Source organism: Dactylosporangium sucinum, from assembly GCF_014647515.1.
GTDB classification, from domain to species: Bacteria; Actinomycetota; Actinomycetes; order Mycobacteriales; family Micromonosporaceae; genus Dactylosporangium; species Dactylosporangium sucinum.
In genome coordinates, this window is record NZ_BMPI01000216.1 from 1 (window position 1) to 574 (window position 574).

Consider the following 574-nt stretch of genomic DNA (forward strand, 5'->3'; position numbering starts at 1 on the left):
CGGGTGATTCTGCAGGCTTTGGCCAATGCGGGTCTGTCGCCGTCCGATGTGGACGTTGTCGAGGGTCACGGTACCGGAACCCGGCTCGGTGACCCGATCGAGGCGCAGGCGCTGCTCGCCACCTACGGCCAGGATCGGGAAGAGCCGCTGTGGCTGGGGTCGGTGAAGTCGAACATCGGCCACACGCAGGCCGCGGCCGGTGTCGCCGGGATCATCAAGGTGGTCCAGGCGATGCGGCACGCGACGATGCCGGCCACCCTGCACGTCGACGAACCCTCGCCGGAGGTCGACTGGTCCACCGGCCGGGTCTCGCTGCTCACCGAGCCGCGTCCCTGGCCGAACGGCCGTCCCCGCAGGGCTGGCGTGTCGTCGTTCGGGATCAGCGGTACCAACGCTCATGTTGTGTTGGAGGAGGGTGATCCCGACCCGGAGTCAGGCGCTCATGGGGGTCCGACGGCGTGGGTTGTTTCGGCTAGGTCGTCGGGGGCGTTGGTGGGGCAGGCGGCGCGGCTGGCCGATTGGGCCGAACGGACCTGCCCCGACCCCCGCGACGCGGCGGTGGCGTTGGCGATGC

1 protein-coding gene is annotated in these 574 nt (G+C 70.4%); it reads left to right on the forward strand.

Annotation, left to right across the window (positions count from 1 at the left end; all coding sequences use genetic code 11):
• The coding region (locus tag IEZ31_RS55915; RefSeq protein WP_190258311.1) for a ketoacyl-synthetase C-terminal extension domain-containing protein at positions 1–574 on the forward strand (574 nt) is incomplete at both ends.